We start from the raw sequence: 18,844 nt of genomic DNA on the forward strand, positions 1-18,844 counted from the left end.
ACACGGTAGAGGTATTCCGCGCATGGTTCCTTGCTTCGCAAGGTAGCATGCAGAGCATGGAAAGCCAGACTGGTCTCGCCACGGCGCTTCGCCGCGGAACCCTGGAGTTCTGCGTGCTGGCCCTGCTCGAAGACGAGGAACGCTACGGCGTGGAGCTGGTCAGCCGGCTCGGCGCCGAGACGGCCCTGACGACCAGCGAAGGAACGCTCTATCCCCTGCTGTCACGGCTGCGCAGAACCGGCTGGGTGGCCACCACCTGGCAGGAGTCACCCACCGGTCCACCCCGGCGCTACTACGGGCTGACCAGTAACGGCAAGGCGGCGCTGGCGCACTTCCGGTCCGAATGGGCCGCCTTCCGCGACGCCGTGGACCACATCGTCGGAACGGAGAACTCATGAACCGCTCAACGGATCCCTTGGACCCGCTCGTCGAGGACTACCTGGCCGAGGTCGCGTACGCGACCGCCGGCCTGTCCGCCGCGCGCCGCGAGGACCTCCTCGCCGACTTACGCGAGCACATCACCGTGGCCCGCGCCGACCTGGACCCACCGACCCAGGCCGGGATCCGCACGATCCTCGACCGACTCGGCGACCCCGCCGCCATCGCCGAGGAGGCCCACCTGGGCGAACCGGCCCCCACCGCTTCGACCGGCGCCTCCCCGCACGCCTCTTCTTATGCCGCCACCATGCTCCGCCCATCCGCGGTCCGGTCCCGGAGGTCGCCGGGCAGGCTCGCGCTGGTGCTGGTGTCCGTACTCGTCGTCATCCTGGTTGTGGTGGGCGCCTGCGCGGTGACCTTCTTCGCCTCCAGTACGGAGAGCAGAGGGCCCGCGCAGGTTTCCCCATCCTCTCGATGACACCGACGTGGGGCGGCCGACGGGACTCAAACCCGCTTTCACCAAGATCACAACTTGGTCCCTCGTTCGCTTCGGGATCGGCCGCAGTGCCTTCGGCCGGATTCGAACCGGCGTCCTCCTGCTCCGCAAGCAGGCGCGCTCTCCACTGCGCCACGAAGGCCCGGTAGCGGGTGTGGGGATCGAACCCACCTGGGGCGGCTTATGAAACCGCCGGGCACACCAGCACCCTCACCCGCCGTCGGGAAATCATTAGGGGAAACAAAAACCGCCCAGACCGTGTGGTCCTGGGCGGCGGCTCGCTGACTGTGACGTCAGTGACGAAGACCCCAGGGCATACGGCCATGGCGGACCATATGACCGTGGCGCATCGCGTCGCTGCTGAGGTTCTTCATGTCGAGAAGCATGCCGGACAGATCATCGCGGGGCAACGCATTTATTCACTGAGCCGGTGCGTCGGCCCACGCCGGCAACGGCTCGCAGGCGCAGCGCCGCTCGCTGGGCCTCAGACGCGCAGCAGACGCAGGCAGAGCCGCTTGAGAGTCTCGCGCAACTCGTCGTCGCCCAGGTGGGTGAGGCACATCGACCTGCTTTCATGGCACCCGCTCCGGCGGCGTCGGCTGCAGGTACACCGCCGACGCGATCGAGACCTGCTCCCTGATCCGCCGCTCCGTCTCCGCCAGCGCCTGCGCGGCCCCGTCCACGTCGCCCGATGAGTGCATCGTCACCCGGGCGGCGATCAGCAGGTCCTCTGGCCCCAGGTGCAGGGTCCGTACCTGGGCGAACGCCTGGATGGACGGGTCGCCGTCCAGAACCTTCTCGATGGCGTCCTGAACGGCGGGCGTGGCCGCCTCGCCGATGATCATGCTCTTGGTCTCCCTGGCCAGCGTCACCGCCACCGCGACCAGCAGCAGCCCGATGGCGATCGAGCCGAGGCCGTCGAAGGCGGAGTTGCCGGTGAGCACCGTCAGCCCGACGCCGACGAGCGCGAACACCAGCCCGGCCAGCGCCGCCGTGTCCTCCAGCAGCACCACCGGCAGTTCGGGTGCCTTCGCGTCGCGGATGAACCCGGCCCACGACCGGCCATCACGCACCCGGTTGGAGTTGCGTACGGCGGTCCGCAGCGAGAGCGACTCCATGACGATCGCCGCCACCAGAACCCCGACCGCCCACGGCCAGCTCTCCAGCGGATGCGGGTGGGTGATCTTCTCGTACCCCTCGTACAGGGCGAACAGCCCGCCCCCGAAGAACAGCACGAGCGACACCAGGAAGCCGTAGAAGTAGCGCTCACGCCCGTAGCCGAAGGGGTGGTCGGCACTCGGCTCGCGCTTGGCCCGCCGCCGCCCCAGCATGAGCAGGCCCTGGTTACCCGTGTCGGCGATGGAATGGATGCCCTCGGCGAGCATCGCCGAGGAGCCGGTGAAGAAGAAGGCCACGAACTTGGTGGCCGCGACTCCCACGTTGGCGGCCAGCGCCGCGAGAGTCGCCTGATGTGATCCGTCGCCGCTCATGCGGCCCCCTCTACCCAGGTGGCGGCAATCTTGACATTCGGCGGCCTACGACGCTGCGGCCGCTGGCGGACAATCTGCACGATACCTCGACGATCATCCGCAGGTTTGTCCACCTCCGCCACCCAGGCAGCCTCAGCCGGTCGTTCCGCCACCTGCCCGCGGCGGGCCGCGCCGTCTCGGCGTCCGTACGGTGAGCGCGGCATTCGACGCGGTCTCGCGGGAAACGCCGTTACGATCATTCGGGTCTCGCGTCCGACCCCGTCCATCAGCGACAGGAGTGCGTGCCGATGCCGGAAGCACCGCCGCAGGTCGTGATCATCGGAGGCGGCCTCGGCGGCCTGTGCGCGGCCCATGGGCTGCGCGCCGCCGGGATCGAGGTGGCGCTCTATGAGCGCGACCCCTCGCTGGACCACCGTCCACAGGGCTACCGCATCCACCTGGACTCCCGTGGGGCGGGCGGGCTGCACGAGTGCCTGCCGCCCCGCCTGTACGAGCTGTTCGTCGCCACGGCCGGGCTGCCCAGCCGCCGGGTCGCGATCGTGAACGAGCGGCTGCGGGAGCTGCACGCCGTCCAGTTCGACGGCGTGTCGGCAGGGGAGGACCCCAAGACGTTCAGCGCCGCGGTCGACCGGATGACTCTGCGCCAGGTCCTCCTGGCGGGGCTGGACGACGTGGTCCACTTCGGCGCCGAGTTCACCCACTACGAGCACGAGGGCGAACGGGTGCGCGCCTGGTTCGCCGACGGCACCAGCGCGGTCGGCGACCTGCTAGTGGGTGCCGACGGTGTCGGCTCCCGGGTGCGCAGGCAGTACCTACCGCACCTGGAGATCAGAGACCTGGGCACCAGGTGCGTCTACGGCAAGACGCGGCTGGACGATCGCGTGGCCGAGCTGCTACCGCCCCGGCTGACCGACGGTTTCATGTCGGTGCGGTCGAGACGGGCCGGCATGGCGCTCGGCCTGGTACGACTGCGCGAGGATCCCGCCGAGGCAGCCGCGAGGCTCTGGCCCGGCCTGAGCCTGAGCTGGGCGGGTGACTACGTGATGTGGGCGCTGGCCGTACCCTCGGCCGGGCTGCCCGGCACCGACGCCGAACTGTCGGCGGCGGGCGGCGCCCGCCTGCACGAGCTGGTGCGGGAGCGGATCACCGGCTGGCATCCCGACCTGATGGCGCTCGTCGCGGCCGCCGAGGCGGACCAGACCTTCTACGTCCCCATCAGGAGCTCCACGCCCATCGAAGCCTGGGAGCCGACGAACGTCACCGTCCTGGGCGACGCCGCCCACGCGATGAGCCCGGCCCAGGGCTCAGGAGCTAACTGCGCGCTGCTGGACGCCGCGCTGCTGTGCCGCGCGGTGGCCGCGGGCGGGCCGCCGGCCGACGTGATCGGCGACTACGAGCGGCGGATGACCGAGTACGGCTTCGCCGCGGTCCGTGCCTCGGAGGCGGCGGCCGCGGGGTCCGGCGGCGGCCTGCTGGGCAGGATGTTCGGCTGGCTCGGGCGATTGTCGCGCTAGTACGGGGGCGGATACCAGAAGCCGTGGAAATGGCCTGCCTGGAGGCTGACGTCCGGCCGGCTGTCTGGGAGATGTCACAGCCTGCGGACGTTGAGGGCGCGGAACTGGAAGCTGTCCTGCTGCCCTTCCTCGATGTCGAACTCCACGACATCGCCCTGCTGGAGCTCCCGGAAGCCGTCGCCGACGACCTCGCTGAAGTGCGCGAAAGCGTCACCACGCCCGGCGGGGAGGTCGGCGGAGGAGATCGCCCCCCAGCCTTTCTCGGCCTTCCAGAACTTCACCGTGCCACGAGCCATGATCCCAGTGTGGCAGCGAAAGGACGCGACGGCCGACCGCACGTCATGAAGCCGCATCACGGGCTCACCGGCGTATCTGTGGCGGCCGCCCGCCGCAGGAGACGTTCCAGGCTGTTGAGGGCCTGATCGGTGTCGGTGCCGGCGCGCCGCTCCTAGGCTGGTCGCATGGCTACCGGCTACCACCACGTGGACGTTTTCTCCGATCGCCCCTTCACCGGCAACAGCCTCGCCGTCTTCGTCGACCCTCCGCCGCTCGGCGAGAGCCAGATGGCGAGGCTGACCCAGGAGCTCCGGCATTTCGAGACGATCTTCGTTCGGACCACCGATGCGCCGGATGTCGTCCACGCGCGGGTCTTCGACCTGATGGGGGAGCTCGACTTCGCCGGGCATCCCGTGCTGGGCGCGGCGGCCGTACTCCATGAACGCGCAGGGGCCGCGTACGGCGAGGAGCGGCACTGGAGTTTCGCGCTCGGCGCCAGGAACGTCGACGTCACCACGCGTGGTTACACCGCCGGCCAGGTCTCGGCCTTGCTGGACCAGGGACGACCCGAACTCCTGCCGCCGACCGTCCCCCGGGAGCCGGTTGCCGCGGCGCTGGGCCTCACCGCCGCCGACCTCGACGACACCTTGCCGCCGGAGATCATCTCCACGGGCCTGCGCTATCTCGTCGTACCGGTGCGCGACGCTGACGTGCTCGCCCGAGCCCGCATCACGCACCCGGACTTCGAGGGCTTCCTCGGCGGGCTCGGCGCGCAGTACGTCTACGTCCTCGACGCGGACGCCATTGAGGGCCGGCACTGGAACAACGACGGTGTGCTCGAAGACGTCGCGACCGGCAGCGCGGCCGGTTGCGTGGCCGCCTACCTAATGCGGCACGGCCGGGCCCGCGATGGCCAGGAACTGTCGCTGGCGCAGGGCCGCTTCACCGGACGGCCCAGCAGGATCGCCATCACCGCCTACGGAAGGCCCGACGCCGTGGAACGGGTCACCGTCGGGGGAGGAGTAGCGATGGTCGCCACCGGCACCCTGCGCGCGCTCCCCGAGTGAATGCGGCCCGCAGCCGACACCCGAAATCGGACTGGGCGGTCAGCGATGATCGTCACATTCCAGCAATCAACTTGGCCGCTTTCTAGGCCCGCGCCCCAGCCCGTTCAGCGGCTGGCGACTACGAGGAGCGGACCTCTGTCCAGTGCCACTTCCCTACTCCCGTACACGTTCAGCCCGTCCTGCCTCGACGATGACGGCGGTGAGGACCTGACGGTGGATGTACGGCGCGTAGAAGCAGCGGCTCCTAGTCATTACTGCGGACGCCGAACCTCAGGGCTCCCACGACCCCCCACCTGGCGTGAGCCTGGTGCACGTTCATCCCGCCAGACGGGAAGGTGATCCATCCACCGTCCGCGTTTTTTCCCACCACCTTATAAGTCTTCACACCGTTCGCTTCGGCCGTGTCGGCGAACACCGTTCCCCATTCCGAGCGGCCGACCGTGCGCCATACGAGCACCCCGCCCTCGGGAAAGGTGATGCCCCCGTCGCCGCTGTTCGGCCCTCCTGCCCAAAGGGTGGTCACGCTGTTGAAGAGGCCCTTGTCGGCCGTCACGGTTCCCCAGTTTTGGCTCCCGTTCTGGTACACGTTCAGCCCGCTCTTCGGGAAGCTGATCCATCCGTCGTCGGCGTTTCTTCCCTGCACCCATTCGGTGTTCACACCGTTGACGTCGGCCTTGGCGGCCCACACGGTCCCCCGATCCTGAGAGCCGCGCAGGCGCCACACGTTAAGCCCGCCCGGGGAAAGGGAGATACTTCCGTCGTTGTCGTTCGGACCTTGCACCCACGGAGTAGTGACCCCGTTGACGATGGCCTTGTCGGCCGTCACGGTTTCCAGGACGGGATTGCGCACCTGAACGGTCGTGGTGAGGAAGTGTTTCCGCGTGGGCGTGCTGCGGGAGGTGGCGACGAGGATGTAGGTGGCGTCCCGTTTCGGAGCGGTTTTGGCCTTCGGTGACCACTTGCCCTGGCTGGCGGCTTCCTCGGCCCCGTCTGGCAGGACAATCTTGTAGTCGAAGTCATTGGATCCGTCCCAGAGCAGGACAACGTCTGTTCCAGCGTCCACCATTGACTTTTCCGGACGGAAGTTGCGCGGCGCCGGAGTCTCCTTTGGAGCGGTCTTCACCAGCGCCATCGGCACGAACTTGTCGCTCGTCTTCTTCGCGCTCGGGGTTTTGCTGCTCTCGGTCACCATCAGCACGGCCACCCCGGCCATGGGAGCGACGGGGACGTTCTCCAGCGTCAGCACCATGTAGTCGCCGCGCTTGAACTGGGAACCAGCCGAGCCGGTGGCGTGGAAGACGTCGTCCTGCCGCTTGACGGTCACCTGCGGGGGAGTGCCCGATTTGGGGACGTATTTGACCGTGGGCACGATCTTGGTGATGTTCGAGGTGAGGTCGTCGCCACCGGGGCCGGCGGGCACCTGTACCTTGATCGTGGTCCAGTCCACCGGTTCCTTCCCGGTGTTGGCGACGACCAGGTACACCGTTCCCGGCCCGGTCGCTGACGCCTCCAGCGGGGCCGGATGGGTGAGGAGGGTGTAGGTCAGCATGGTCATGGTCACGACTCCTTCTCTTGGAGGACGGCGCTGGCCGATGATCGGCGCGCTGTGAGAGGACGGGTCGGGCAAGCCAGGCGGTGGCGGCGGCGCGGGTGGTGCGTCAGTATCGGTCGCGGTGCGCCGCAGAAGATCACCCCCAGATCCACACGCCAGTATGAAAGCGCGGCAAGAGCAGCACAAGGTGGCCGTAACGGGGCGGTTTTCCAGTATTCGCAGCATCCCAGCAAGCGTTCGGATCACGCGTCACTGCGGGCCGCTCCGTGAGCGCCCGTCACTCCCGTCGGGACCTTTGTTCGGCGCCGCGACGAGCGGCACTCCGCATCCGTCCGGCGCGGACAGACCCTGCTCCGGCCCCGCCAGGATCACTACCATGCGGGCTACCGTCTGCAACACATGCTTCCGCACGTAGCGCGCTGAAGCGCCGTGCTTGACGTGCTGCCCGGGACGGGCGAGTTCGGCAACTCATGTACTAGTCCATGAAGAGGCGGAAGGCGAAGTAGACAGGTGGGAGATCAGACGGGCTGGTAGTCCACGTGGTCGATGCCGCGTTCCCAGACGGCCTCGAAGGCCGCGGCACACAGTCGGGCAGCTTGTACTTGGTCTTGTTCGGACAAGGGCGGAACGCTGTCAGGCGGACCGGTAGCCGCGGTGCGGGATGGCCAGGTCCCACAGAGCCGAGAATGCGTCAGCGCAGTGCTTCAGGATGGCGGAGTCTCGGTAGAGCTGAATCTCGGCGCGCCTGTCCGTCGTGCTGATCTCAGCCACAATCAACCCGGAACAGCAAAAAGCCCCAGACTCCCGGCAGGTGCCGCAAGCTGGGGCTATAACTCCTGTTTGACCAGGTCTTGCGCTGAAGCGTGGTGGACGATACTGGGATTGAACCAGTGACCCCTTCCGTGTCAGGGAAGTGCTCTCCCGCTGAGCTAATCGTCCTTGGAGGTGGAGACGGGATTTGAACCCGTGTGGACGGCTTTGCAGGCCGCTGCCTCGCCTCTCGGCCACTCCACCGAGTCGCCCATCCGAGCGGAAGACGGGATTCGAACCCGCGACCCTCACCTTGGCAAGGTGATGCTCTACCACTGAGCCACTTCCGCGTTGCCCCATAACTCTAGCGGGTTTTCTGACCGGATGCTCACTTGCGGAGCTGGCGGGCCACGCTCCGTTCCGTCGCGGGCAGGCTGAGGAAGATCTCCAGGATGCGGGTGAGGCGGTGCACCTCGATGCGGTGGAAGGCCGGGCCGTCGCTCCTGGCCAGGAGCAGGGTGAGGGCCAGCGGCGGTAGTGGGGCGTGGATGACGTGCAGGCCGTCGTCGAGCGTGAGGGCCATCGGGCGAGATGGTACGTCCTTCGGCAGCGTCACCTGCTGCGGCGCGCGCCAGCTGGCGTAGATGACGCCGCGCTCGGCGGCGGTGGCGGCCCAGTCGGCGCTGAACAGCACCGGAAGTGAGTCGACCAGGGTGGTCAGCGCCCTGTCGCCCGCCGTGGTGATGTATTTGAGGATCTCCAGCTCCGGGTAGGTGCCCGGGGCCTCTCGGGTGGTCCAGATGCCTTCCACCGCCACGTCGGCGACGCTCTGCAGGCTCTTGAGCAGGGTCTGCTTGGGGGTGCCGTCGGGGCAGAAGACCGTGATGTCGTCCACGGCGCGGCCGGCGCCCCTGTCGAGAACGGTGAACTGGGTGATGTCAGCGCCGACAGTGCCGAGGACCCGGGTGATCTGGGCCAGCGAACCCGGCCGGTCGGGCAGTGCGATGCGTACTCGCAGAAGCATCCGTCCCCTCCCCACTAGATGCCAGTTCACAGACTATCCGCGAATACCCGTCACGGCCTGACCTGCGCTACAACTGACTGAGTGAAGATTGGACCGATAGGGGTGTGGCCGCCGGTCGTTCTGGCGCCGATGGCGGGCATCACCAACGCGGCGTTCAGGGTGCTCTGCCGCGAGCAGGGCGCCGGGTTGTTCGTGTGCGAGATGATCACCACGCGGGCGCTGGTGGAGCGTAACCCCAAGACGTTCAGGATGATCAGGTTCGCGGAGTCGGAGCGGCCCAGGAGCATTCAGCTGTACGGCGTCGACCCCGACACCGTGGGGCGCGCGGCCAAGATGATCGCCGAAGAGGACCTGGCCGACCACATCGACCTGAACTTCGGCTGCCCCGTGCCCAAGGTCACCAGGCGCGGCGGCGGCTCCGCGCTGCCGTACAAGAGGAATCTGCTGCGGCGGATCCTGCGTGAGGCGGTGGCGAACGCCGGCCCGCTGCCCGTCACGATGAAGATGCGCAAGGGCATCGACGACGATCACCTCACCTACCTCGACGCCGGCCGGATCGCCGTCGAGGAGGGGGTCGCGGCGATCGCCCTGCACGCGCGTACGGCCAAGCAGCACTACGGCGGCGTGGCCGACTGGGAGGCGATCGCTAGACTGAAGGAGGCGGTGCCGGAGGTTCCGGTGCTGGGCAACGGCGACATCTGGTGCGCCGACGACGCGTTGCGCATGGTGGCGCGGACCGGCTGCGACGGGGTGGTGGTCGGGCGCGGGTGCCTGGGGCGGCCGTGGCTGTTCAGGGATCTGGAGAACGCCTTCAACGGCAGCCCGGAGCGGGTACGGCCGAGCCTCGGCGAGGTGGCCGGGATGATGGCCAGGCACGCCGAAGGGCTCACCGAGTGCTTCGACATCGAGCGTTTCGCGATCGCCGACTTCCGCAAGCACGTCGGCTGGTATCTGAAGGGGTTCACGGTCGGCGGCGAGCTGCGGCGCGAGCTGGCCACCGCCGAGTCGCTCGACGGGCTGCGCGAAGGGCTGGCCAAGCTGGAGCACGACCAGCCGTGGCCGCCCAACACCGACACCCCGCGCGGCAAGTCGGGAGAGCGCGGCAAGGTGCTGCTGCCGGACGGCTGGCTGGACGACCCGTGGGATTGCGTCGTGCCTTCTGACGCCGAGTCCGATATATCCGGCGGCTGACCTCCTGGCTCAGGAATCTCGCCGTCCAAGCGCGAGGCGCGGGCTGGCCTAGTGCGGGCCTGCCGCCTCTGTGCCGCAAGGGCCGCCGCCGGTGGCGGGCTGGAGCTGGACCGGGTCGCCCGACATCGTGAGCGTCGGGTAGTAGGCGGAGATCCGTTCGGCCGAGCGGCCCGCGTAATGGCAGATGAAGCTGCGCCTGAACCGGTCGGCCGTGCTGTTCGGCTCGGAGCCGTGGACCAGGCTGCCGTTGAAGAACAGCACGTCGCCCGGATCCATGTCCACCGGCACCCGCTCCAGGCCCGGCGGCGGGGGGACGTAGTCCTTGGTGAAGGAGACGTCGTTGTCGGCCTCCTCGGGACAGAACAGGTCCATCAGGTGCGTGCCGGGCACCACCTCCAGGCCGCCGTTGGCCCGGTCGACGCGGTCCAGCGCCACCCAGGCGGCCACACACGTGCCCGGCTCGACCCGCAAGTAGAAGTTGTCCTGATGCAGCGCCTGCCCGCGCGCGCCGGGCGGCTTGAAGTAGAACATGCTCTGGGCTGCTATCGGCTCCTCGCCGAGCAGGTCGCGGAGCACGGCGGCGATCCGGGCGTCGAGGAGGTACCGTAGCGCGACGTCGTTCACCTGGTGGGGGTGCATGACGCGCGGGTAGTCGCGCAGGATGTCGTACGGTTGGCCGGGGTCCTGCGGCTTGGGGGAGAAGTGACCCGGGATCGGACCCCGGGCGTGCAGCGCCATGAACTCCTCCCGCAGCTCCACCACCTCATCCGCGGCCAGAAGACCGGGCACCAGGACGAACCCTCGATCATGGAAATCTGTCAGCCTCATACCTTCACGCTAAGGAGCCGGACCGGTGAACGGTATGCCTGTGACCGCTGAGGAGATGTCTGTTCCTGCTGCGGAGCTGACGATCGTGGGCCACTTCGACAACCGCCCCGGGTACGCCACGCGGCGCGTCAGCGGCTCGCCGAGCTGGCTGCTCATGTGGACCCAGGACGGGGCGGGGCTGGTCGAGCAGGCGGGGGTGTCGTTCACGGCCGGGCCGGGGGATCTGGTGGTGCTCGGGGCCGACGCCGCGCAGCACTACCGGGTCGCGCCGGGGGCGGAGCGGTGGCGCTTCTGGTGGGCGCACTTCCAGCCGCGCCCGGCCTGGCTGGGCTGGCTCGCCGAGCACGCCCGAGCCCCGGGCTGCCACCTGGTCGAAGGCGTGCCCGAGCCGACCCGCGCCCAGATCGACGAGGCTTTCGGCCGCGCCGCCAGAAACGCCCGCTGGCTCCCACCCGCAGTCCGTTCCCTAGGAGCGCAGGCGCCTGCTGCTCGACTCGCGCGCGAGTACGCGCCCGCTGTCGCCGTCTCCGGGCCCGCCCGTGAGCTGGTGCTGAACGCCGTCGAGGAGGTGATCGTGCTGGCCACCGCCGCCGCGCGGCCGGTCGGCGACGCCCGGCGCGCCGAGGAGCCCGGTGACGCGCGGGTCCACCGGGCGCTGGCCCTGATCGCCGCCGAACCGGGCGCCCCCCATTCGGTCGCCTCCCTGGCCAGGGCCGTCGCCCTGTCGCCCTCCCGGTTCGCGCACCTGTTCACGACCGAGACGGGCCACCCGCCCATGCGGGCCGTACGGAGGGCGCGGATCCGGCACGCGGCCCGGCTGCTGGAGGTGACGGACATGGACGTCGGCCAGGTCGCGGCGGCGTCGGGCTTCGTCAGCCCGTTCCACTTCAGCCGGGCCTTCAGCCACGAGTACGGCATGCCGCCCCGCGACTTCCGCTCCCGTCTCCGACGGCCGAATGTCTGAGAGTCAGCCGCTCCCACCTTCGCCCGAATGCCCGACAACCTCTGACGAGCCGAGCGCCCACGAGCCCATGGCGAGCCGTCAGCGCAGCGGCGTCAGCGGGGCGTCGGAGGTGAACAGTTCGCTGTCCAGGTGGTCGGCGGCGTAGTCGATGGCGCCCATCACCACACATTCGTCCCCCAACGTGGACGCGCGTACCTCCGGCATCCGCATGCAGGCCCGCTCCAGCCGCTCCCGCAGCGGCGCCAGCAGGACGTCGGCCGAGCGGGAGAAGCCGCCGCCCAGCACCACCATCTGCGGGTCCAGCACCAGCACCATGGCCGCCGTCCCCACCGCGAGGTCGTCCACGTAGCGGTTGACCGCCGCCAGGGCGACGGGGTGGCCGTCGCGGGCCGCCGCCAGCGTATAGCCCGCGGCGTCCTCGGGCGCGGTGCCCTCCGGCACGACCTCGCAGGCGTTGAGGTGCTCGGGGGCGTCGTACCAGCGGGCCTCCGGCAGCATGACGATCTCGCCGGCGGCGGCGCCGAAGCCCCGGTGCACCTTGCCGTCGATGATGAGGCCGGTGCCCATGCGCCGTCCGACGTGCAGGAACACCACGTCTCGAGCGCCCTGTGCGGCGCCCCGGCGGGCTTCGGCGAGTGCGGCCAGGCGGCTGTCGTTCTCGATCAGCACCTGGCACGGGAACATCTCGCGCAGCTGGGCCGCCAGGTCCAGGCCGGTCCAGGCGGGGATCGCGGCCGAGAACGCGATGCGGCCCTCCGGCGTGAGCACGCCCGTGGTGCCGACGGCCACCGTCCAGAGGTCCGCGGCCGACCTGCCGCTGAGCGCCAGGCAGCCGGAGACCGCGCGGTCTATGGCGGCCAGGCGCTCCTCCAGCGGCGCGTCCGGCAGGACGGGCTGCCGGGTCTCGGCCAGGATCTCGCCGTCGAGGTCGGACAGCGCGGCCCGTACGTTGTGCCCGCCTATGTCCACCCCGACCAGACAGCCGCTGTCCGCGCGGAACCGGTAACGGCGGGCCGGCCTGCCCATCGTGCCCGGTGAAGGCGGCACCTCCTCCACCCAGCCCAGCTCCATGAGCTCGTCCGCGACCTCCTTCATGGAAGGCCGCGACAGCCCCGTCCGCTCGGCCAGCGCCGAGAGGGTGAGCGGTCCGGCGCCGCGCAGCGCCCGTATCGCGGTCAGCGAGTTGAGCTGCCTGAGCCGGGACAGGTCGCCGCCGCGCAGGTTCGCCATCGCCGCCCCTAACGTAGGTGTCCTCTGTAACTCGCCATTATGCCAGCGTTCGCTTCTGCTTAAGCACCCGCACTTCCGCGCAGAATCGGGCATTGACCCTCCCGAACCCCTGGTGCTACTAATGAAGCGCTCCTTCGTAAGTAGATCAACAGGAATTGAGGGTCTGATGTCGTTCGCAGACGTGGGCGAGGTCGTCCATCAGCCAGGGCAGGCCCGGGTCTTCGAGCACGGGTGGCAGTCGTGGAGCCCGACCGGCGCCTACCGCCTCGGCGAGACCCCGCCCAGGCCCGCGGACGACAACATCCAGATCCTCTGCTACCGCCCCGAGACGCCGGCGCCCGCCGGGGTGTTCCAGGGTGAGGGGCTGCTCGCGATCGACCCCGGCGGCGGGGCGCCGCTGGAGCTGTGGTCCGCGCCGAGCCCCGTGGAGGTGCCCTCCATCCGGGCGCGTGAGGAGGGCGGGCGCCTGATCGTGAGCGCGAACGGGCCCGTACGCCACCTGACCGGCGAGTCGCTGGAAACCTGGGCAGAAGGCATGGCCGAGGGGTACGCGCCCAGGACGTTTCCGGCCGTACCCCCTATGTGGTGCACCTGGTACGGCTACTGGGGCAAGGTCACCGAGGACGACGTCCTGGACAACCTCCGCCTGTCGGAGCGGCACGAACTGGGCGCCGACATGTTCCTCGTCGACGACGGCTACGAGGCCGAGATCGGCGACTGGCTGGAGCCGCGCCCCGGCTTCGGCTCGCTGCGAAAAGTGGCGGAAGCCCTGGGAGAGGCGGGCCGGCGTACCGGCGTCTGGACCGCCCCCTTCCTGGTCGGTCACCGCAGCCGGATCTTCCGCGAGCACCCCGACTGGCTGGTCGGCGGCGCCCACGCGGGCCGCATGTGGGACCAGGACCTGGCGGTGCTCGACGTCACCCACCCGGATGCCGCCGCCCACCTGGTCGAGGTGTTCAGGACCTTCGCCGCGTACGGCATCACCCACTTCAAACTCGACTTCATCTACGCCGGGGCACTGGCCGGCAGCAGGCACGAGGACCTCGGCCCGATCGCCGCCTACCGGCGCGGGCTGGAGCTGATCCGCGAGGGCACCGGCCCGGACGCCACCCTGCACGGCTGCGGCGCGCCCATGCTGCCCAGCATCGGCCTGGTCGACATCATGCGGGTCAGCCCGGACATCGCGCCCACGCTGCACCCGAAGTCGGGCGACATCAGCCAGCCGTCACAGCTGGGCGCCCGGCTCACCGGCGCGGCCCGCGAGTTCCTGCACGCCCGCTGGTGGGTGAACGACCCCGACTGCATCATCCTGCGCCCCGAGGTGGAGGCCAGGCAGGAGTGGGCCGCCCACATCGAGGCGACCGGCGGCCTGCGCGGCTCCAGCGACCCGATCGCGGCGCTCGACGACTGGGGCCTGGAGACGACCAGGCGCCTCATGATCCCCACCACGACGGAGCCGTCACGTCCCCTTCGTCCGCTGCTCGCGACGGAGCCGTCGTGACGAGGAGCGTGCGGCGGAGAGGGCGCGACTGGCACGCCTACCTGTTCATCGGCCCGAGCCTGCTGGGCGTGCTGGCCTTCCTGCTGCTGCCGATGGTCATCGTCTTCGTGCTGAGCTTCTTCCACTGGGAGCTCCTGTCGCCCCCGACCTTCGCCGGGCTGGACAACTACCGCCGCCTGGCCGGCGACGGGGAGTCCTGGCACTCCCTCGGGATCACCGTCGTCTACGTGCTGCTCTGCATCCCCCTGCAGACGGTCTTGGCGCTGGTGCTGGCCCTGCTGCTCAACCAGCGGATCAAGGGCGTCAGGGTGTTCCGCTCGCTGTTCGTGGTGCCGTGGATGGCCACCCCGATCGTCATGGGCCTGGTCTGGAACTGGATCTTCGACCCGCGTGACGGCGCGATCAACAGCGCCCTGGCCGTGATCGGCGTCACCGGCCCCGACTGGCTGTTGGACGCCACCTGGGCCCTGCCCGCCATCGCGCTGGTCAACGTCTGGCAGTACACCGGCTACAACATGCTGTTCTTCCTGGCCGGGCTGCAGGGCATCCCGAGGGAGCTCTACGACGCGGCCGCCACCGACGGCGCCACCCCGCGCCAGCGGTTCTGGCGGGTGACGCTGCCGCTGCTCAACCCCACGATGTTCTTCGTCATGGTGACGAACCTGATCGGCGCGTTCCAGGTCTTCGACACCGTCTTCGTGATGACCAACGGCGGGCCCAGCCAGAGTACCGAGGTCATCAACTTCAAGATCTTCGGCACCGCGTTCAGGGAGTTCGACTTCGGCTACGCCTCGACGCTGTCGATGCTGCTCTTCGCGGTCATCCTGGCCGTGACACTGGTGCAGGTCAGGTTCTTCGGCAAGCGCACCACCTACGACATGAGCTGAAGGACGACATGACCAAGCGCATCCTGCTCTATGCCACGCTCACCCTGGGCGCCTTCGTCGCCGTCTTCCCCTATCTGCTCGTGGTGCTGACCGCCTTCAAGACCCAGGGCCAGCTCAACTCGACCGAGCCGTGGGTGCCCGGCCTGCCGCCCACCACCGCCAACCTGACCAAGCTCCTCGGGGGAGAGTTTCCCCGCTACCTGCTCAACACGGTGGTGATGACCGCGCTGCTCACGCTGGGCCAGCTGGTCTTCACCACGTTCGCCGCCTACGCGTTCGCGCGGCTGCGTTTTCGCGGGCGCGAGGTGCTCTTCTGGCTGTACGTGGCCACGATGATGGTGCCCAGCGCCGTCACGATGATCCCGCTGTTCCTGATCATGCGGGAGCTCGGCCTGGTCAACACGTGGTACGGCCTGCTCGCGCCGTACATTCTGGGCACCCCGTACGGGATCTTCCTGATGCGGCAGTTCTTCCGCGGCCTGCCCGCCGGGCTCGAAGAGGCGGCGCGGATCGACGGGGCGGGCCCGCTGAAGATCCTGACCCGGATCCTGCTGCCGCTCTGCCGCCCCGCGATCGGCACGCTGACGATCATCACGGTGATCTCGTCGTGGAACAGCTTCATCTGGCCACTGATCATCACCAGCGGTGACGAAACCAAGGTCATGACGGTCGCCCTGGCCACCCTCAACTCCGGCATCGGCGTGGACTACAACCTGATCATGGCCGGCGGGCTGATCGCGCTGGTGCCGATGATCGCGATCTTCATCTTCTTCCAGAAGTACATCGTCCGGTCGGTGGTCCTCACCGGCCTCAAGTAAGAGAGGTCATATGCGATCCCCCCGCATACGCGAGCTCCGCCATGCCGTGACACTGCTGGCCGCCGCCGCGCTCACCCTGACCGCCTGCGGCTCGGGCGGCGGCGATGAAACCGGCGGCAAGGTCACCTTGACCTACCGGCTCTGGGACGACCAGCAGAAGGTGGGCTACGACAAGGTCATGGCGGCCTTCGAGAAGGCCAACCCCAACATCGACGTCAAGATCGAGCTGATGCCGTACGACGAGTACTGGACCAAGCTCACCGCCGACGCGGTGGCCGGTACGGCGCCGGACGTGTTCTGGATGACGCCGTCGCAGTTCCCCGAGTTCGTCACCAAGGGCGTCCTGGCCGACATGTCGCCCCTCAAGCTCGATGCCACGAAATTTCATCCAACAGTGGTCGGGACGTTTACCTACCAGGACAAGCTGTATGGGGTGCCCAAGGACTGGGGCATCGTCGGCCTGCTTTACAACAAGGAGCTGTTCAAGAAGGCCGGTGTCGAGATGCCGGCCACTCTCACCTGGAAGCCCGACGGCTCCGGCACCTTCCTGGAGATCGCGCGCAAGCTGACCGTGGACGAGGCCGGCAAACACCCCGAGGACCCCGGCTTCGACCCGGCCAAGGTCAAGACCTACGGCTTCGCGTCCTGGAACCACTACCAGACCCAGTGGATGAACTGGATCAACTCCAACGGCGGCAAGCTGCTCGACCAGCCGTTCGGCAAGTACGCCTTCAACGACGACGCCTCCGTGCAGGCCCTGCGGTTCGGCGTCGACCTGGTGAACAAGTATCACGTCTCGCCGCCCGCGACCCAGACGAACCCGCCGACCGGCAAGGCCACCGACATGTTCAAGGCGGGCGAGGTGGCGATGTTCCCCGCCAACAACGCGCTGCTGCCCTACGTCGCGCCGGAGGCGAACTTCGAGATGGGCGTCGCCCTCATGCCCGAGGGCCCGGCCGGCCGCGCGGTCAACCTCAACGGCCTGTCGGAGGCCGTGTACGCCAAGAGCAAGCACCCCCAGGAGGCCATGAAGCTGGCCGCCTACCTCGGCAGCGAGGAGCCGCAGAAACTGATGGCCGCCGACGGCTACATCTTCCCCGCGCTCAACGGCCTCACCCAGGGCTACGTCGACTACTGGCAGAAGAAGAAGATCGACGTCTCGCCGTTCGTCGAGGAGTCGAAGGGCACCACGTTCCCGCTGCCCGTCACCACCGGGTTCACCGGCTTCGAGACCAAGCTCAACCAGATCTTCAACGAGATGTACCTCGGCAAGCTCGACCCCAAGCAGGCCGCGGACCAGGCCGTCACGGAAGGGAACGCGACCGTCAAATGATCAGCCGGCGCTCACTCCTCGCTGGGGGCGCCGGACTGGGACTGACCGCCGCACTGGGTGCCTCACCCGTGCGCGCGGCGGCCCGCCGTGCCCCGATCTCCGACCCCTTCCAGCTCGGCGTCGCCTCCGGCGAGCCGGCCCCCGACGGCGTGGTCCTGTGGACCCGCTTGGCCATGGACCCCGTGGCCCTCGACGGGCTCGGCGGCATGCCGTCGCGTCCGGTCCCGGTCGAATGGCAGCTCGCCAAGGACGAGAACTTCCGCCACGTCGTACGGCGCGGCGCCGACCTCGCCCGGCCCGAGGCCGCCCACAGCGTCCATGTCGAGCTCGACGGCCTGAACCCCGGCACCGAGTACTTCTACCGCTTCAAGGCCGCCGGCGAGATCTCCGCTCGGCCGCACCCTGACCAGCCCCGCCCGCGGCACGCGCAGCCGCGCGCTCAACCTGTCGTTCACCTCCTGCGCCGACTACCAGACCGGCTGGTTCACCCCCTACCGCAGGATGGCCGAGGACCAGCCCGACCTGATCGCCTTCCTCGGCGACTACATCTACGAGTACGGCGACTACAAGTACCCGGTGCGCGACCAGGCCGGGGGAGAGTGCTTCGACCTGGCCGGATACCGGCTCAGGCACGCCCAGCACAAGGCCGACCCGGAGTCTCAGCTGGCCCACGCCATCGCCCCCTGGGTGGTGGTGTGGGACGACCACGACATCGAGAACGCCTGGGCCGGCGACGTGCCCGAGCAGCCCGACCCGCCCTTCCTCGCCCGCCGGGCGGCCGCCTTCCAGGCGTACTACGAGAACATGCCGCTGCGCCGCGCCCAGAAGCCGGACGGGGCGGCGCTGAAGCTGTATCGGAGCATCCGCTGGGGCGCGATCGCCAACCTGCACCTGTTAGACACCCGTCAATATCGCGACATCTACCCCTGCACCGGCAAGAGCGGCACTGTCGGCGCCGACTGCCTGGAGCGCTTCGCCCCCAACCGGACCATCCTCGGCGCCGCCCAGGAATCCTGGCTCGACGGGGAGCTGCGCGGCTCGAAGGCCACCTGGGATCTGCTCGGCCAGCAGGTCTTCTTCATGGAGATGGACTGGACCAACGGCGAGGGCAAGGGCTACTCCAACGAGGGCTGGGACGGCTACGTCGCCTCCCGCAACCGCCTGGCCGCCGCCATCGACGACTACAAGCGCAACGGCGTCGTGCTCACCGGCGACGTGCACTCCCACTGGGCGGGCGAGATCAAGCGCGACTACCAGGACCCCGCCTCCAAGTCGGTCGCCGTCGAGCTCGTCACCACCTCGGTCACCAGCGCCGGCAACGGCCTGGACGAGTACCCGAACACGCAGGTCCTGCTCGAGGAGAACCCGCACGTCAAGTTCTTCAACGGCCGCCGCGGCTACGTGCGGGCCAAGCTCACCGAGCGGGAGATGAAGGTCGACTTCCGCTCGCTGTCGCGCGTCACCGAGCCCTACGCCCCCGCCTACACCTCCGGCTCCTTCGTCATCGAGCCCGGCGACCCGGCGCTCCACCCAGCCTGACGGGAC

Annotated in this window: 17 protein-coding genes, 6 tRNA genes and 1 pseudogene; 12 read left to right on the forward strand and 12 right to left on the reverse strand. The window is 69.0% G+C overall.

Annotation, left to right across the window (positions count from 1 at the left end):
• The first annotated feature begins 56 nt into the window (after nucleotides 1-56).
• Together AB0J16_RS40240 and AB0J16_RS40245 are read left to right on the forward strand one after the other, a co-directional pair.
• Entirely contained in the window at nucleotides 57-398 is a 342-nt protein-coding gene (locus AB0J16_RS40240; protein ID WP_225301054.1) for a PadR family transcriptional regulator, read from the forward strand.
• On the forward strand, nucleotides 395-856 hold the full coding sequence (locus AB0J16_RS40245; RefSeq protein ID WP_358549981.1) for a hypothetical protein: 462 nt from the start codon (nucleotides 395-397) through the stop codon (nucleotides 854-856). The genes AB0J16_RS40240 and AB0J16_RS40245 overlap by 4 nt, the downstream gene beginning before the upstream one ends.
• An 8-nt stretch (nucleotides 857-864) precedes the next feature.
• On the opposite strand, the gene AB0J16_RS40250 is transcribed toward AB0J16_RS40245, so the two are convergent.
• The 4 genes from AB0J16_RS40250 to AB0J16_RS40265 form a co-directional block, all read right to left on the reverse strand.
• Nucleotides 865-941 (reverse strand) — tRNA-His (locus AB0J16_RS40250).
• A 2-nt stretch (nucleotides 942-943) separates the two neighbouring features.
• Nucleotides 944-1,016, reverse strand: a tRNA-Arg gene (locus tag AB0J16_RS40255).
• A gap of 4 nt (nucleotides 1,017-1,020) precedes the next feature.
• A tRNA-Met gene (locus AB0J16_RS40260) sits at nucleotides 1,021-1,093 on the reverse strand.
• A 353-nt stretch (nucleotides 1,094-1,446) separates the two neighbouring features.
• A complete protein-coding gene (locus AB0J16_RS40265) occupies nucleotides 1,447-2,364 on the reverse strand; it encodes a cation diffusion facilitator family transporter (RefSeq protein WP_358549983.1) in 918 nt (305 codons plus the stop codon).
• 287 nt (nucleotides 2,365-2,651) lie between these two features.
• Between AB0J16_RS40265 and AB0J16_RS40270 the strand changes: the two genes are divergently transcribed.
• Nucleotides 2,652-3,878, forward strand: coding sequence for an FAD-dependent monooxygenase (locus tag AB0J16_RS40270; RefSeq protein ID WP_358549985.1), 1,227 nt, complete (start codon nucleotides 2,652-2,654; stop codon nucleotides 3,876-3,878).
• Nucleotides 3,879-3,952: 74 nt separating this feature from the next.
• Here the strand turns inward: AB0J16_RS40270 and AB0J16_RS40275 are convergent, their stop codons facing one another.
• Complete coding sequence (locus tag AB0J16_RS40275; protein WP_358549987.1) at nucleotides 3,953-4,174, reverse strand: cold shock domain-containing protein; 222 nt, start codon at nucleotides 4,172-4,174, stop codon at nucleotides 3,953-3,955.
• A 165-nt stretch (nucleotides 4,175-4,339) separates the two neighbouring features.
• Here AB0J16_RS40275 and AB0J16_RS40280 point away from each other — a divergent pair, with 165 nt between their 5' ends.
• Nucleotides 4,340-5,221: a PhzF family phenazine biosynthesis protein gene (locus tag AB0J16_RS40280; protein WP_358549989.1), complete on the forward strand. Its 882-nt coding sequence runs from the start codon at nucleotides 4,340-4,342 to the stop codon at nucleotides 5,219-5,221.
• Nucleotides 5,222-5,465: 244 nt separating this feature from the next.
• Here AB0J16_RS40280 and AB0J16_RS40285 read toward each other — a convergent pair whose 3' ends face one another.
• The 5 genes from AB0J16_RS40285 to AB0J16_RS40305 form a co-directional block, all read right to left on the reverse strand.
• The gene (locus tag AB0J16_RS40285) at nucleotides 5,466-6,998 is read right to left on the reverse strand and encodes a hypothetical protein (protein WP_358549991.1); all 1,533 of its coding nucleotides are present in this window, start codon (nucleotides 6,996-6,998) and stop codon (nucleotides 5,466-5,468) included.
• 639 nt (nucleotides 6,999-7,637) lie between these two features.
• A tRNA-Val gene (locus AB0J16_RS40290) sits at nucleotides 7,638-7,712 on the reverse strand.
• A 1-nt stretch (nucleotide 7,713) separates the two neighbouring features.
• Nucleotides 7,714-7,787, reverse strand: a tRNA-Cys gene (locus AB0J16_RS40295).
• Between the two features lie 14 nt (nucleotides 7,788-7,801).
• Nucleotides 7,802-7,873, reverse strand: a tRNA-Gly gene (locus AB0J16_RS40300).
• Between the two features lie 38 nt (nucleotides 7,874-7,911).
• The gene (locus AB0J16_RS40305) at nucleotides 7,912-8,547 is read right to left on the reverse strand and encodes an ACT domain-containing protein (RefSeq protein ID WP_357959398.1); all 636 of its coding nucleotides are present in this window, start codon (nucleotides 8,545-8,547) and stop codon (nucleotides 7,912-7,914) included.
• A gap of 81 nt (nucleotides 8,548-8,628) precedes the next feature.
• Between AB0J16_RS40305 and dusB the strand changes: the two genes are divergently transcribed.
• A complete protein-coding gene (dusB, locus tag AB0J16_RS40310) occupies nucleotides 8,629-9,738 on the forward strand; it encodes a tRNA dihydrouridine synthase DusB (RefSeq protein WP_358549993.1) in 1,110 nt (369 codons plus the stop codon).
• Nucleotides 9,739-9,786: 48 nt separating this feature from the next.
• Here dusB and AB0J16_RS40315 read toward each other — a convergent pair whose 3' ends face one another.
• Nucleotides 9,787-10,566, reverse strand: a complete 780-nt coding sequence (locus tag AB0J16_RS40315) for a phytanoyl-CoA dioxygenase family protein (RefSeq protein WP_358549995.1) — start codon at nucleotides 10,564-10,566, stop codon at nucleotides 9,787-9,789.
• 34 nt (nucleotides 10,567-10,600) lie between these two features.
• Between AB0J16_RS40315 and AB0J16_RS40320 the strand changes: the two genes are divergently transcribed.
• A complete protein-coding gene (locus AB0J16_RS40320) occupies nucleotides 10,601-11,530 on the forward strand; it encodes a helix-turn-helix domain-containing protein (RefSeq protein ID WP_358550053.1) in 930 nt (309 codons plus the stop codon).
• A 78-nt stretch (nucleotides 11,531-11,608) separates the two neighbouring features.
• Here the strand turns inward: AB0J16_RS40320 and AB0J16_RS40325 are convergent, their stop codons facing one another.
• On the reverse strand, nucleotides 11,609-12,760 hold the full coding sequence (locus tag AB0J16_RS40325; protein ID WP_358549997.1) for an ROK family protein: 1,152 nt from the start codon (nucleotides 12,758-12,760) through the stop codon (nucleotides 11,609-11,611).
• Between the two features lie 166 nt (nucleotides 12,761-12,926).
• Here AB0J16_RS40325 and AB0J16_RS40330 point away from each other — a divergent pair, with 166 nt between their 5' ends.
• The 6 genes and pseudogenes from AB0J16_RS40330 (at nucleotide 12,927) to AB0J16_RS40355 (ending at nucleotide 18,838) form a co-directional block, all read left to right on the forward strand.
• A complete protein-coding gene (locus tag AB0J16_RS40330) occupies nucleotides 12,927-14,261 on the forward strand; it encodes a glycoside hydrolase family 36 protein (RefSeq protein ID WP_358549999.1) in 1,335 nt (444 codons plus the stop codon).
• Nucleotides 14,258-15,148: a sugar ABC transporter permease gene (locus AB0J16_RS40335; protein WP_358550001.1), complete on the forward strand. Its 891-nt coding sequence runs from the start codon at nucleotides 14,258-14,260 to the stop codon at nucleotides 15,146-15,148. The genes AB0J16_RS40330 and AB0J16_RS40335 overlap by 4 nt, the downstream gene beginning before the upstream one ends.
• An 8-nt stretch (nucleotides 15,149-15,156) precedes the next feature.
• Nucleotides 15,157-15,966, forward strand: a complete 810-nt coding sequence (locus tag AB0J16_RS40340; RefSeq protein ID WP_358550003.1) for a carbohydrate ABC transporter permease — start codon at nucleotides 15,157-15,159, stop codon at nucleotides 15,964-15,966.
• A gap of 10 nt (nucleotides 15,967-15,976) precedes the next feature.
• The gene (locus AB0J16_RS40345) at nucleotides 15,977-17,299 is read left to right on the forward strand and encodes a sugar ABC transporter substrate-binding protein (RefSeq protein ID WP_358550005.1); all 1,323 of its coding nucleotides are present in this window, start codon (nucleotides 15,977-15,979) and stop codon (nucleotides 17,297-17,299) included.
• 173 nt (nucleotides 17,300-17,472) lie between these two features.
• Nucleotides 17,473-17,628 (forward strand): annotated as a pseudogene (locus tag AB0J16_RS40350) (PhoD-like phosphatase N-terminal domain-containing protein); the annotation flags it as partial.
• 172 nt (nucleotides 17,629-17,800) lie between these two features.
• Nucleotides 17,801-18,838 carry an alkaline phosphatase D family protein gene (locus AB0J16_RS40355; protein ID WP_358550007.1) on the forward strand — a complete coding sequence of 346 codons (1,038 nt, stop codon included), beginning with the start codon at nucleotides 17,801-17,803 and terminating at the stop codon, nucleotides 18,836-18,838.
• Nucleotides 18,839-18,844: the final 6 nt, after the last annotated feature.

It is taken from the genome of Nonomuraea sp. NPDC049750 (genome assembly GCF_040659625.1).
In the GTDB taxonomy this organism is placed as follows: Bacteria; Actinomycetota; Actinomycetes; order Streptosporangiales; family Streptosporangiaceae; genus Nonomuraea.

What these genes read in the sequence shown, in the direction of transcription:
- AB0J16_RS40240 (WP_225301054.1), top strand. Translation starts at nt 57, where the DNA reads ATGGAAAGCCAGACTGGTCTCGCCACGGCGCTTCGCCGCGGAACCCTG.
- AB0J16_RS40245 (WP_358549981.1), top strand. Translation starts at nt 395, where the DNA reads ATGAACCGCTCAACGGATCCCTTGGACCCGCTCGTCGAGGACTACCTG.
- AB0J16_RS40265 (WP_358549983.1), bottom strand. Translation starts at nt 2,364, where the DNA reads ATGAGCGGCGACGGATCACATCAGGCGACTCTCGCGGCGCTGGCCGCC.
- AB0J16_RS40270 (WP_358549985.1), top strand. Translation starts at nt 2,652, where the DNA reads ATGCCGGAAGCACCGCCGCAGGTCGTGATCATCGGAGGCGGCCTCGGC.
- AB0J16_RS40275 (WP_358549987.1), bottom strand. Translation starts at nt 4,174, where the DNA reads ATGGCTCGTGGCACGGTGAAGTTCTGGAAGGCCGAGAAAGGCTGGGGG.
- AB0J16_RS40280 (WP_358549989.1), top strand. Translation starts at nt 4,340, where the DNA reads ATGGCTACCGGCTACCACCACGTGGACGTTTTCTCCGATCGCCCCTTC.
- AB0J16_RS40285 (WP_358549991.1), bottom strand. Translation starts at nt 6,998, where the DNA reads ATGCTGCGAATACTGGAAAACCGCCCCGTTACGGCCACCTTGTGCTGC.
- AB0J16_RS40305 (WP_357959398.1), bottom strand. Translation starts at nt 8,547, where the DNA reads ATGCTTCTGCGAGTACGCATCGCACTGCCCGACCGGCCGGGTTCGCTG.
- AB0J16_RS40315 (WP_358549995.1), bottom strand. Translation starts at nt 10,566, where the DNA reads ATGAGGCTGACAGATTTCCATGATCGAGGGTTCGTCCTGGTGCCCGGT.
- AB0J16_RS40320 (WP_358550053.1), top strand. Translation starts at nt 10,601, where the DNA reads ATGCCTGTGACCGCTGAGGAGATGTCTGTTCCTGCTGCGGAGCTGACG.
- AB0J16_RS40325 (WP_358549997.1), bottom strand. Translation starts at nt 12,760, where the DNA reads ATGGCGAACCTGCGCGGCGGCGACCTGTCCCGGCTCAGGCAGCTCAAC.
- AB0J16_RS40330 (WP_358549999.1), top strand. Translation starts at nt 12,927, where the DNA reads ATGTCGTTCGCAGACGTGGGCGAGGTCGTCCATCAGCCAGGGCAGGCC.
- AB0J16_RS40340 (WP_358550003.1), top strand. Translation starts at nt 15,157, where the DNA reads ATGACCAAGCGCATCCTGCTCTATGCCACGCTCACCCTGGGCGCCTTC.
- AB0J16_RS40345 (WP_358550005.1), top strand. Translation starts at nt 15,977, where the DNA reads ATGCGATCCCCCCGCATACGCGAGCTCCGCCATGCCGTGACACTGCTG.
- AB0J16_RS40355 (WP_358550007.1), top strand. Translation starts at nt 17,801, where the DNA reads ATGGCCGAGGACCAGCCCGACCTGATCGCCTTCCTCGGCGACTACATC.